This is a genomic window from Pseudomonas syringae, from assembly GCF_023278085.1.
GTDB lineage: Bacteria > Pseudomonadota > Gammaproteobacteria > Pseudomonadales > Pseudomonadaceae > Aquipseudomonas > Aquipseudomonas syringae_Q.
Map to the genome: position 1 here is coordinate 1,208,481 of NZ_CP066265.1, position 12,714 is coordinate 1,221,194.

Consider the following 12,714-nt stretch of genomic DNA (forward strand, 5'->3'; position numbering starts at 1 on the left):
TCAGAACCACTGAAAATTTATCCAGCCTTTTTAGTCGTGCCCCCGAACCGAAGCCAATGATCAGTACCGAACTCAAAACCCAGATCCAGGGCGCTTACTCGCGTTTCCTCGAAGCCAAGAGCCTCAAGCCGCGCTACGGCCAGCGATTGATGATCGCTGAAGTCGCCAGGGTGCTGGGGGACATTGATACCGATGAAGAGGGCCGTCGTTCGGGCGACCCGGCCGTTGTAGCGGTCGAGGCGGGCACCGGCACCGGCAAAACCGTGGCGTACGCCATCGCTTCGATTCCGACGGCCAAGGCGGCGGGCAAGCGGCTGGTCATTGCCACGGCCACCGTCGCGCTACAGGAGCAGATCGTCTACAAGGACCTGCCGGACCTGATGCGCAACAGCGGTCTGAACTTCACTTTCGCCCTGGCCAAGGGGCGCGGCCGTTACATGTGCCTGTCCAAACTCGACATGCTGTTGCAGGAAAGTGACGCGACCAACGCGACCGCGCAGCTGTTCGAAGAAGAAGGCTTCAAGATCGAAGTCGATGAAGCCAGTCAGAAACTGTTCACCACGATGTTGCAGAAGCTGGCCGGCAACAAATGGGACGGTGACCGCGACAGCTGGCCTCAGGAATTGGCCGATCAGGACTGGGCACGCGTCACCACCGATCACAGCCAGTGCACCAATCGCCATTGTCCGAATTTCCAGCAGTGCGCCTTCTACAAGGCGCGAGAAGGCATGGGCAAGGTCGATGTAATCGTCACCAACCATGACATGGTGCTGGCTGACCTGGCGCTCGGCGGCGGGGCTGTGCTGCCAGACCCGCGTGACACGCTGTACGTGTTCGACGAAGGCCATCACCTGCCGGACAAGGCCATCGGCCACTTTGCCCATTACACCCGCTTGAAATCGACCGCCGACTGGCTGGAACAGACCGCCAAGAACCTCGCCAAGCTGCTGGCTCAGCATCCATTGCCCGGCGATCTGGGCAAGCTGATCGAGCAGGTGCCGGAGCTGGCCCGCGAGATCAAGGGCCATCAGCAGTTCATGTTCGGCGCCTGTGAGCAACTGGCCGATTTTCGTGCCGGTGAAGACATGCAGGGGCGCGAGCGCCCGCGTCACCGTTTTGTCGGCGGCGTTATTCCCGAGCATATCCGCGAGATGGGTATCGAACTGAAAAAGGGTTTTGCGCGACTCGACGATCTGTTTACGCGCCTGACTGAATTGCTTAAAGAAGGCATGGACGGCGAGGTCAACATCGGCATTGCCAGCCATCAGGCCGAAGAATGGTATCCGCTGTTCGGCAGTCTGCTGGCCCGTGCCCATGGCAACTGGGAGTTGTGGACGGCCTTCACCGCCGAAGACCCCGAAGACAACCCGCCGATGGCGCGTTGGCTGACCCTGGCCGACAGCGGTGCGCTGTTCGATATCGAGGTCAACGCCAGCCCGATTCTGGCTGCCGAAATGCTGCGCCGTAACCTGTGGAACATTGCTTATGGTGCGCTGGTGACCTCGGCTACCCTGACTGCGCTGGGCAAGTTCGACCGCTATCGCATGCGTGCCGGCCTGCCGAAATGTGCCGTGACTGCCGTCGTGCCCAGCCCGTTCCATCATGCCGATGCCGGCGTGCTGCGGGTCCCGGACCTCAAAGCCGATCCGCGCGATTCGGTGGCGCACACGGCGGCGATCATTCGTGATCTGCCCGGCCTGGTGGAAGGCTCGCGGGGCACGCTGGTGTTGTATTCCTCGCGCAAGCAGATGCAGGACGTTTTCGATGGCCTGGACCGCGACTGGCGCAAGCAGGTGTTCATTCAGGGCAATCTGTCCAAGCAGGAGACCCTCAACAAGCACAAGGCGCGGGTCGACAGCGGCGAGTCCAGCGTGTTGTTCGGGCTCGCCAGCTTTGCCGAAGGCGTGGATTTGCCCGGTGCCTATTGCGAGCATGTGGTGATCGCCAAGATTCCATTCGCGGTGCCGGACGATCCGGTCGAGGCGGCGCTGGCCGAATGGATCGAGGCACGCGGCGGCAACCCGTTCATGGAAATCGCCGTGCCCGACGCGTCGCTGCGTCTGGTGCAGGCCTGTGGCCGCTTGCTGCGTACTGAAGAGGACCGCGGCACCATCACGCTGCTGGACCGCCGGGTCGTCACCCAGCGTTACGGCAAGGCGATTCTCAACGCGCTGCCACCGTTTCGTCGCGAGATATCCTGAGACGGAGATGAAGAGCGTTTCACATAGGTTCCCAAATCCTTCGATCGCTGGAACAATGTGCACCTCTTCAGCCTGTCGTCAGGCTCATGCTGCCAGTCAGGAGTCAGCCGTTGCAGATCCAGGGTCACTACGAACTTCAATTTGAAGCAGTGCGTGAAGCGTTCGCCGCGCTTTTTGACGATCCCCAGGAGCGTGGCGCAGCCTTGTGCATTCAGGTCGGCGGCCAGACGGTTGTCGATCTGTGGGCCGGTACGGCCGACAAGGACGGTGCCGAGGCCTGGCACACCGACACCATCGCCAATCTGTTTTCCTGCACCAAGACGTTCGCCAGCGTTGCTGTGCTGCAACTGGTCGAAGAAGGCAAGCTGAAGCTGGACGAGCCCGTTGCCAGGCTCTGGCCGGAATTCGCTGCGGCGGGCAAGGCGTCGATCACCTTGCGTCAGCTGCTCTGCCACCAGGCCGGTCTACCCGCGCTACGCGAGCAATTGCCCGCAGAAGCGCTTTATCAGTGGGACACCATGACCGCGGCGCTGGCGGCCGAAGAGCCTTGGTGGACGCCGGGGCAGGGGCACGGCTATGCAGCGATCACCTACGGCTGGCTGGTGGGGGAGATGTTGCGCCGGGCCGACGGTCGCGGACCGGGCGAGTCGATTGCCGCACGCATCTCGCGTCCGCTAGGGCTGGATTTCCATGTCGGGCTGGCCGATGACCAGTTTTATCGCGTGGCGCATATCGCGCGTGGCAAAGGCAATAATGGTGATGACGCCGCTCAGCGTGTGCTGCAAGCGACAATGCGCGAACCCGCTTCCATCACCGCCAGGGCCTTTACCAATCCGCCTTCGATCATGACCAGCACCAACAAGCCTGAATGGCGGCGCATGCAGCAGCCGGCGGCCAATGGTCATGGCAATGCGCGCAGTCTGGCAGGCTTCTATAACGGCCTGCTGGATGGCAGCCTGCTGGAAGCCGACATGCTCAATGAGCTGACCCGCGAGCACAGCATCGGTCAGGACAAAACCCTGCTGACGTCGACTCGCCTGGGGTTGGGCTGCATGCTTGATCAGCCGAGCGTGCCCAATGCCACGTATGGCCTGGGTCCCAAGGCGTTTGGGCATCCCGGCGCAGGTGGCTCGGTGGGCTTTGCCGATCCGGATCATGAAGTGGCTTTCGGCTTCGTGACCAACACGCTGGGCCCTTACATTCTGATGGACCCGAGGGCTCAGAAACTGGTCGGCAAATTGCGTGAGTGTTTGCAGTAAGTATCGTCCATAAGTGCTTGTTTAATACCGACTGTCAGTTAATAGGCTGTAACCGGAACCGTACGACGGTTTCTTTTTCCAACTGCGTCTTTATGCGTGTTATACGGACATAGTCACGTTCCCCTGTCTGATCAAAACCGTTGCGGGTTATCCATGTCGTCTAATAAAAGCCTCGTTCTTGCACTGTGCATTGCCGTTACCGGCTGTGCTCAAACTCCTCAATCCGACTCTGCTGCAACTGGAGGCCATTGGTGGCAGTTCGGTTCCAGCAACGAGTCTGCCGATGCAGGCGCTGCTGCCAAGGCTCCGGCACCGAGCCCGGCTCCGGCTCCGGTGGCCAAGGCCGCTGCGACACCGGCCCCTGCGGCTGGCGCTGAAAGCAGCGCCCCGTGGTACTGGCCGTTCGGCTCGAACGACAACGCTCAGGTGAAACCTGATGCGGTAGCCAGCAAAGCGGCAGACAAGCCTGCTGCGCCTGCGATGGTCGCCAAGTCCGAGACCGACACCAAGTGGTGGTGGCCGTTTGGCGCAAACGAAGGCAGCAAGGACGAGCCTAAAGGGCTGCCGATGCCTGATCCGAAAGTGACCCAGGCCTGGCTTGACGAGTACGAGCCACGTTTGCGCGCTGCCATCAAGGACAGCCCGTTCCAGCTGGAGCGTCGCGAAGACCTGCTGGCGATCACCGCGCCGGTAGACACCTCGTTCAACCCGGATCGTCCGGCCATGCTGCTGCCGAACACACTGGGTCCGATCACCCGTCTGGCGAAAGTGGTTGAAGGTGATCAGAAAACTGCCGTGCTGATTCTCGGTCATGCCGACACTTCAGGTCCTACCGAAGCCAACCAGAAGATCAGCCAGGAACGTGCGCAGTCGGTTGCCGCGATCTTCCGTCTCAGTGGTCTGGAACGTAATCGCCTGAGCCAGCGTGGCATGGGCGCGGTCATGCCGCGTGCCGCCAACGACAGCTTGCAGGGGCGTGCGCTCAACCGCCGCGTCGAAATCCTCATGACGCCGCAAGACACCATGCGCGTCCTGATGGCCCGTTACGCGCTGCCGCCGGTTGCACCCGTCATGGTTGCTACCCAAGACGTCAAGCCTGTCGTGCCTGCGCCAGCCGCGCCTGCCAAGAAAGCCGCCCCGGCGAAGAAAGACACGGCCAAAAAAGCTGCACCGGCCAAAGCCAGCACTGCCAAGAAAGCAGCGCCAGCCAAGACCACCGCCGCCGCGAAGAAACCGGCAGCGACCAAAACCACCGCCAAGGCCCCGGCCAAGACCACAACGCCAGCCAAGAAGGATGACAGCCAGGCCAGCAACTGAGGTCTGGCGCGGGGCGACCAGACACAACTGACCGATTCACGTGCCAGCGCTCCGCGTTGGCATGCAGTTGTTCATGACATCTGCGCAGGAATGAAACCATGACCCAGACTCTGGCCGACATGCGCCGTGACTACACGCGTGACGGATTAACGGAAGCGCAGTCACCGGACGAGCCGTTTGCGCTCTTCCACACGTGGTTCGGCGAAGCGGTAAAGACCGAGCAACCGCCGGTCGAGGCCAATGCCATGACCCTGGCGACGGTCGATGAGCAGGGCCGTCCGCATTGCCGCGTTCTGCTGCTCAAAGGCCTTGATACCCGAGGTTTCACGTTCTTTACCAACTACGATAGCGCCAAGGGCCAGCAACTGGCTGCACGTCCATTCGCCGCCATGACGTTTTTCTGGCCGACGCTGGAGCGCCAGGTGCGTATTGAAGGTCGGGTCGAAAAAGTCAGTGCCCAGGAATCCGATGCGTATTACCAGGTTCGTCCTCTGGGCAGCCGCCTGGGCGCCTGGGCATCGCCGCAAAGCCGGGTGATTGCCGATCGCGACGAACTGGAAGGTCTGATCACGCAAACGCAACAACGCTTCGCTGACACTCAGCCACACTGCCCTGAACACTGGGGAGGCTACCGTCTCTTGCCCGAGCGAATCGAGTTCTGGCAGGGTAGATCCAGCCGTCTTCACGATCGTTTGAACTATCGTTGGGTAGACGCCGAGTGGACACGCGAGCGTCTCGCACCCTGATTGAATTTTTTGTCTGCCGGATCGTCTGAGCGTTATACAGGCGGTCGCTGTATGACGCCTGAATGAACTTAATTTGCGGTGCCGGGGCCGTGACAGCACCCTTGTCGGGTAGTCTAATGGCCACTGGTTCCTCTGGAGATACCGTTATGCGCAAGTCTGCTCTTCTGGTTGCTTCGTTCACTGCCCTGGCGTTGACCTTGGGCGGGTGTGCTTCGAATCTGACCGGCGATTCCTATTCCCGTGATGAAGCCAGGACCGTACAGACCGTCCGCATGGGCACCATCGAATCGCTGCGTCCGGTCAAGATCGAAGGCACCAAAACGCCAATCGGCGGCGTTGCGGGTGCAGTGGTTGGCGGTGTAGGCGGCAGCGCCATCGGTGGCGGTCGCGGTAGCGTCGTGGCTGCAGTGATTGGTGCGGTGGCAGGTGGTCTGCTGGGTTCAGCGACCGAAGAAGGCCTGACGCGCACGCAAGGTGTTGAAATCACCGTGCGTGAAGACGACGGCAGCATGCGTGCCTACGTGCAGCAGGTTCAGGAAAACGAGATTTTCCGGGTCGGCGAACGCGTGCGCATCATGAGCGTCAACGGCACCAGCCGCGTTACTCACTGATTCGCAGCACCGCATACAAAAGCCCCGAGCCGGAATGCTCGGGGTTTTTTATTGCCAGGCGTGAATATTGCGCCAATTCTCTGCGGTGGCATGCAGTTCTGGACGCTTCGCGTCCGATCCTGACTGTTAGCCGCAGCTTTTAATCATCGTGGGGTCAGCCCTCGATCCCCAACATATCCCGCACCAATGCTTCCGCAATCCGGATGCCGTCCACGCCTGCAGACAGAATGCCACCCGCATAGCCAGCGCCTTCACCGGCCGGGTACAGGCCTTTGGTGTTCAGGCTCTGCAGGGTCGGGCCGCGCGTGATGCGCAGCGGGGCGGAGGTGCGGGTTTCGATACCGGTCAGCACTGCATCGTGCAGCGAAAAGCCTTTGATCTGCTTGTCGAACGCAGGCAACGCTTCACGAATGGCTTCGATGGCAAAGGCGGGCAGGGCATCAGCCAGGTCCACCAGCTTCACACCCGGCTTGTAGGAAGGTTCGACACTGCCCAGCGCCGTGGACGCTCGGCCCGCAATGAAGTCGCCCACCAGTTGCGCCGGTGCCTCGTAGCTGCTGCCGCCCAGCAGGTAGGCGTGAGCTTCCAGGCGTTCCTGCAGTTCGATACCGGCCAGCGGGCTGCCAGGGTAGTCCTGCTCCGGAGAGATACCGACCACGATGCCCGAGTTGGCATTGCGCTCGTTGCGCGAGTACTGACTCATACCGTTGGTGACCACCCGGCCAGGCTCGGAGGTCGCAGCCACGACTGTCCCGCCAGGGCACATGCAGAAACTGTAGACCGAGCGACCGTTGCTGGCGTGATGCACCAGCTTGTAATCGGCTGCGCCCAGTTTCGGGTGACCGGCGTACTTGCCCAGGCGAGCGCGGTCGATCAGCGATTGCGGATGCTCGATGCGGAAGCCCACCGAGAACGGCTTGGCTTCCATATACACGCCACGCCCGTGCAGCATGCGGAAGGTGTCACGGGCACTGTGGCCCAGCGCCAGAATGATGTGCCGGGACTCGATCTGCTCGCCGCTGTCCAGCTGGACGCCCAGCACCTGGCCGTCCTCGATCATCAGGTCGGTGACGCGCTGCTGAAAGCGCACTTCGCCGCCCATGGCTTCGATCTGGTGACGCATGTTTTCCACCACACCGGTCAGGCGGAACGTGCCGATGTGCGGTTTGCTGACGTAGAGGATTTCTTCCGGCGCACCGGCTTTCACGAACTCGTGCAGCACCTTGCGGCCGATGAATTTCGGGTCCTTGATCTGGCTGTACAGCTTGCCGTCGGAGAACGTCCCGGCACCGCCTTCGCCAAACTGCACATTGGACTCGGGGTTGAGCACGTTCTTGCGCCACAGCGCCCACGTGTCCTTGGTGCGCTGGCGCACTTCGGTGCCACGCTCAAGGATGATCGGCTTGAAACCCATCTGCGCCAGCAGCAGCCCGGCGAAGATCCCGCACGGGCCGAATCCGACCACAATCGGGCGTTCGGTCAGGCCTTCGGGCGCATGGCCGACCACTTTGTAGCTGACGTCGGGCGCAGGGCCGACGTGGCGATCGTTGGCCAGTTTGCGCAACAAGGCTTCTTCATCCCTGACCTGAAAGTCGATGGTGTAGATGAAGCACAGTTCAGAGGATTTTTTACGTGCATCGTAGCTGCGCTTGAACAGGGTGAAGTCCAGCAGTTCGCTGCTGTCGATGCCCAGACGCTGCAACAGTGCAACGCGCAGGTCTTCTTCCGGGTGATCGATCGGCAGCTTGAGTTCGGTGATTCGTAACATTAAAGGGTCCAGTTTTCGGGCCGCAGGTTCAGCCCGACAGCACTACAAGAACCGGCGATTATAAGCGCTGAACCCCTTTGGCGGCGAGCCTGCCCGATCAATCGTCGCGCGAGCCGCCGTAATAACCGCAGCCACGCTGGGCCTGGCCGTTGATACGCAGCTCGGCAGTCAGGTGTTGCATCGAGCCGTTTACGCTGTCGACACAGCGCTGCGGTGCTACCCAGAGCTCGATACGCTGATTATTGGCCTCGCTGCTGATGCTGAAACTGCCGTCGGGCAGCTTTTCTTCGACATACGGCACCGCCAGTGGCTCTGCACCTTCGCGCTCCAGGACCATGCCCTTGCCACTGACATTGACGTTCCAGGCCGGTTTATTGCCATTGACGTGCAGGGTCAGGCGCTTGAAGTTGAGGTCTTCACACGACTGGCCGGGACGCTCGACGCGATACAGCTGGTGCAGGTCCAGCAGCCCGTCGCTGTTGCCTGCCTTGCTCGCAGTAAAGTTACCGCGCAGATCGGCAAACACCTTGCCCTTGCTGTCAGCGAGAGAAGCCGCTTCCTGAAGAACACCGGTATTGCCGCGATCCTTGACTACATAGCGACGCTGCTCGTTACACGGCTTGAACAGCAACTGACCGTTTTCGCCCGTCAGGTCGCCCTGCATACGGAGCATGCCCGCCGTGGAAACCTTCGGTTCCTCGGCCTGTTTACCTAGTAACTGACACCCGGCAAACAGCGGTAGAAGAGCAAATACGAGGACGGAACGGGCAGCAAACATGAGGTGGTCTCCAGACAAGTGCCGCCACGTTACTCAGACTGGAGATGCATCACAAGGGGGAAGGGCCGGAGCTGCCGCACGGGTCGCTGTATACAAGCCTTGAGTTGACTATCGCCGGGCCGCAGTGTGACGCGGAGCGTCACGAAAGGCGTTACCACGCGGAGCGTGGTAACGATAATCGCGAGTATCTACAAAACCGTTTCGGCCTCTCGGGACCTGGTCTGCGCTTAACCGCCCAGATACGCATCCCGCACTTTCGGGTCGACCAACAGCTCTTCACCTGTGCCTTGCATCACCACACGGCCGTTCTCCAGCACGTAGGCGCGGTCGGCGACCTTCAGGGCCTGGTTGGCGTTTTGCTCGACCAGAAACACCGTTACCCCATCACGGCGCAGTTGTTCGACGATCTCGAAAATCTGCTGAATGATGATCGGTGCCAGGCCCAGTGAGGGCTCGTCGAGCAACAGCAGTTTGGGCTTGCTCATCAACGCACGGCCGATGGCGAGCATCTGCTGTTCGCCACCGGACATGGTGCCGCCGCGTTGATTGAAGCGTTCCTTGAGGCGCGGGAACAGGTGCAGAACCTTGTCCATCTGCTCCTGATAGTCAGCCTTTTCCGTGAAAAACCCGCCCATCGCCAGGTTTTCTTCGACCGTCAGACGCGCAAATACCCGACGGCCTTCCGGCACCACGGCAATGCTCTTGCGCATGATGATCGATGATTCCTGACCGACCAGTTCTTCGCCCATGTAACGGATGCTGCCACTGTGGGCGCGAGGTGAACCGCACAGGGTCATCAGCAGGGTGGACTTGCCAGCACCGTTGGCACCGATCAGGGTCACGATCTCGCCCTGACGCACTTCCACGTTGACGCTGTGCAGCGCCTGGATCTTGCCGTAGAAGGTGGAAACGTTTTCGAATTGCAGCATTTACGCTTCCCCCAGGTAGGCTTTGATCACGTCAGGATTGTCGCGAATCTGTTCCGGTGTGCCGTCCGCCAGTGGTGTGCCCTGATTGATCACGACGATGTGGTCGGAAATGCTCATCACCAGTTTCATGTCGTGCTCGATCAACAGCACGGTGGCGTCGTGATCATTGCGCAGCACGCCGATCAGCGCTTTCAGATCGTCGGTCTCTCTGGGGTTCAGGCCGGCAGCCGGTTCGTCGAGCATCAGGATGCGCGGGCGGGTCATCATGCAGCGGGCAATTTCCAGCCGGCGCTGCTGACCGTAGGCCAGTGTTCCGGCAGGACGGTTGGCGAACTCCCGCAGGTTGACGGCTTCCAGCCAGTACTCGGCGTACTCCATGGCTTCGCGTTCGCTGCGGCGGAACGCCGGGGTCTTGAACAGGCCGGACAGGAAGTTGGTGTTCAAATGCCGATGCTGGGCAACCAGCAGGTTTTCCACGGCAGTCATTTCCTTGAACAGGCGCACGTTCTGAAAGGTGCGTACCACGCCCTTGCGAGCGATCTGGTGACCGGCGAGGCCCTGAATCGGCTCGCCGTCCAGCAGAATGGTGCCGGCGCTGGGCCGGTAGAAACCGGTCAGGCAGTTGAAGACCGTGGTCTTGCCCGCGCCGTTAGGGCCGATCATCGACACGACCTGCCCTTTGTTGACGGTCAGGGCAACGCCGTTGACCGCCAGCAGACCGCCGAAACGCATGCTCAAGCCCGTGGCTTGCAGTAATGGGCGGCTCATTTTGGCAGCTCCGCTTTCAATTTCATTTCAGGGCGTTGCATCGGCAGGAAGCCCTGTGGACGCCAGATCATCATCAGCACCATCAGCGCGCCGAACATCAGCATGCGGTAGTCGCTGAATTCACGCATCAGCTCAGGCAACAGGATCATCACGATGGCCGCCAGAATCACGCCCAGTTGCGAGCCCATACCGCCCAGCACGACGATGGCCAGAATGATTGCCGACTCGATGAAGGTGAACGATTCCGGGGTGATCAGACCCTGGCGCGCGGCAAAGAAGCTGCCTGCGAAACCTGCGAAGGCTGCGCCGAGGGTGAACGCCGAGAGTTTGATCACGGTAGGGTTCAGGCCCAGTGCGCGGCAGGCGATTTCGTCTTCACGCAATGCTTCCCAGGCCCGGCCGATCGGCATGCGCAGCAGGCGATTGATGACGAACAGTGCGGCCAGCGCCAGGAGCAGGGCGATCAGGTAGAGGAAGATGACCTTATTGATCGAGTTGTACGGCAGGCCGAAGTACTCATGGAAGGTCTGCATGCCTTCGGCAGCCTTGCGCTCGAAGGTCAGGCCGAAGAAGGTCGGCTTTTCGATGTTGCTGATGCCGTTCGGGCCGCCGGTGATCTCGGTCAGGTTACGCAGGAAGATCCGGATGATCTCGCCGAACCCGAGGGTCACGATGGCCAGGTAGTCACCGCGCAGGCGCAACACCGGAAAGCCCAGCAGGAACCCGAACAGTGCTGCCATCAACCCCGCAATCGGCAGGCAGATCCAGAAACCGAGCCCGTAGTAGTGCGACAGCAGCGCGTAGCTGTAGGCACCGACCGCATAAAAGCCCACGTAGCCAAGATCGAGCAGGCCCGCCAGCCCGACCACGATGTTCAGGCCGAGGCCGAGCATCACGTAGATCAGGATCAGCGTCGCAATGTCCACCGCGCCGCGGGACCCGAAGAATGGCCAGATGAATGCCAGCACGATCAGCGCTGCCAGGCCCCAGCGTTGGGTTTTCGGCTGGGTCAGGAAATCGCTGGTCTTTTGCGGGATCAGCGGTTTTTCGGAGCCGCGACGCATGCCGCTGATCTGCTCGGCAAACAGCACGCGCAGAAACAGCAGAACCGAACACACGGCAATGATGGTCAGGGTCAGCGGGCTGGCATTCTGCACTTGCAGCGTAACGCCGGAGAACGCCAGCTTCAGGCCGAACACCGGGTAGGCCACAGCCCAGACCAATGCGGCGCTGAACAGCGCCTGTTTGAAAGACTTGCTCATACTTTCTCAACCTCCGGACGACCCAGAATACCGGTCGGTCGGAACAGCAGCACCAGGACCAGCAGGCCGAAAGCCACGACGTCCTTGTACTGGTCACCAAAAATGTCGGCGCCGAAGGCTTCGGCGACGCCCAGCACCAGGCCACCGAGCACGGCGCCCGGAATCGAACCGATACCGCCCAGTACCGCAGCCGTGAAGGCTTTCAGGCCGACGAGGAAACCGGCGTTGGGGTTGATTACGCCGTACTGCATGCTCAGCAGCATGGCGGCGACGGCAGCCAGCGCCGCCCCGACCACGAAAGTCAGGGCGATGATGTTGTTGGTGTTGATCCCCAGCAGGTTGGCCATCTTCATGTCTTCGGCGCAGGCGCGGCAGGCGCGGCCCATGCGCGAGCGGGAAATGAACAGGGTCAGGCCGGTCATGGCCAGCAGGGTGACGACAAACACCACGATCTGCATGTAGGAAATCAGCACTTCCTGCGAACCACCGGGCCCGAACGACAGGCTGCCGGGCAGCAGGTTGGGAATGGCAAAGTTGCCGGAACCCTGGGAAAGCTGAACCGAGTTCTGCAGGAAGATCGACATGCCGATCGCAGAAATCAGTGGAATCAGACGGTTGCTGTTGCGCAACGGGCGGTAGGCTACGCGCTCGATGCTGTATCCGTATGCGCTGGTCACGATGATGGCTGCGGCAAAACCGGCAATCATCAGCAACGGCAGGCTGTGAATCCCCAGCATCGCCAGACCGGCGAGTGCCATGAAAGCAACATAGGAACCGATCATGTACACCTCGCCGTGGGCGAAGTTGATCATTCCGATGATGCCGTAGACCATCGTGTATCCGATGGCGATCAATGCATATGTACTGCCAATGGTCAGGCCATTGACCAGTTGCTGCATGTAGTGGAATAACTCGGGCATTTACCGCGCTCCTAAAAACCTGATCTGCATTTCTCTGCATCGAGCCGGATCGCATTCTGTCGATGCGTTGCTCGTGACGCTGTCAGAGAACCGCTGGTAACGGTTTTAAGATTTTCAGGGGGCTTCGTTGCGCAGTTCTGTTTTCAGAGGGTGCG

Annotated in this window: 11 protein-coding genes; 5 read left to right on the forward strand and 6 right to left on the reverse strand. The window is 60.8% G+C overall.

From position 1 onward, the window contains the following. Positions 1-56 precede the first annotated feature (56 nt). The 5 genes from dinG (at position 57) to I9H07_RS05505 (ending at position 6,134) form a co-directional block, all read left to right on the forward strand. Positions 57-2,201: an ATP-dependent DNA helicase DinG gene (dinG, locus tag I9H07_RS05485; protein WP_024672249.1), complete on the forward strand. Its 2,145-nt coding sequence runs from the start codon at positions 57-59 to the stop codon at positions 2,199-2,201. A 110-nt stretch (positions 2,202-2,311) separates the two neighbouring features. Next, complete coding sequence (locus I9H07_RS05490) at positions 2,312-3,460, forward strand: EstA family serine hydrolase (protein ID WP_024672248.1); 1,149 nt, start codon at positions 2,312-2,314, stop codon at positions 3,458-3,460. Between the two features lie 153 nt (positions 3,461-3,613). After that, positions 3,614-4,777 (forward strand): OmpA family protein, encoded by a 1,164-nt coding sequence (locus I9H07_RS05495; protein ID WP_024672247.1) that lies wholly within the window; start codon positions 3,614-3,616, stop codon positions 4,775-4,777. 98 nt (positions 4,778-4,875) lie between these two features. Then, a complete protein-coding gene (gene pdxH / locus I9H07_RS05500; protein WP_024672246.1) occupies positions 4,876-5,523 on the forward strand; it encodes a pyridoxamine 5'-phosphate oxidase in 648 nt (215 codons plus the stop codon). A gap of 146 nt (positions 5,524-5,669) precedes the next feature. After that, the gene (locus I9H07_RS05505) at positions 5,670-6,134 is read left to right on the forward strand and encodes a glycine zipper 2TM domain-containing protein (RefSeq protein WP_024672245.1); all 465 of its coding nucleotides are present in this window, start codon (positions 5,670-5,672) and stop codon (positions 6,132-6,134) included. A gap of 154 nt (positions 6,135-6,288) precedes the next feature. On the opposite strand, the gene I9H07_RS05510 is transcribed toward I9H07_RS05505, so the two are convergent. From I9H07_RS05510 to livH, 6 genes are all read right to left on the reverse strand, one after another. Beyond that, positions 6,289-7,902, reverse strand: coding sequence for an NAD(P)/FAD-dependent oxidoreductase (locus tag I9H07_RS05510; RefSeq protein ID WP_024673818.1), 1,614 nt, complete (start codon positions 7,900-7,902; stop codon positions 6,289-6,291). A gap of 97 nt (positions 7,903-7,999) precedes the next feature. Further along, complete coding sequence (locus I9H07_RS05515) at positions 8,000-8,680, reverse strand: COG3650 family protein (protein WP_236425483.1); 681 nt, start codon at positions 8,678-8,680, stop codon at positions 8,000-8,002. 227 nt (positions 8,681-8,907) lie between these two features. Continuing rightward, on the reverse strand, positions 8,908-9,609 hold the full coding sequence (locus I9H07_RS05520; protein WP_007248684.1) for an ABC transporter ATP-binding protein: 702 nt from the start codon (positions 9,607-9,609) through the stop codon (positions 8,908-8,910). Beyond that, positions 9,610-10,377, reverse strand: coding sequence for a high-affinity branched-chain amino acid ABC transporter ATP-binding protein LivG (livG, locus tag I9H07_RS05525; protein ID WP_024646713.1), 768 nt, complete (start codon positions 10,375-10,377; stop codon positions 9,610-9,612). Further along, the gene (locus I9H07_RS05530; RefSeq protein ID WP_024675784.1) at positions 10,374-11,639 is read right to left on the reverse strand and encodes a high-affinity branched-chain amino acid ABC transporter permease LivM; all 1,266 of its coding nucleotides are present in this window, start codon (positions 11,637-11,639) and stop codon (positions 10,374-10,376) included. The genes livG and I9H07_RS05530 overlap by 4 nt, the downstream gene beginning before the upstream one ends. Beyond that, on the reverse strand, positions 11,636-12,559 hold the full coding sequence (gene livH, locus I9H07_RS05535; protein WP_024675783.1) for a high-affinity branched-chain amino acid ABC transporter permease LivH: 924 nt from the start codon (positions 12,557-12,559) through the stop codon (positions 11,636-11,638). Before livH ends, I9H07_RS05530 begins: the two co-directional genes overlap by 4 nt. Positions 12,560-12,714 lie beyond the last annotated feature (155 nt).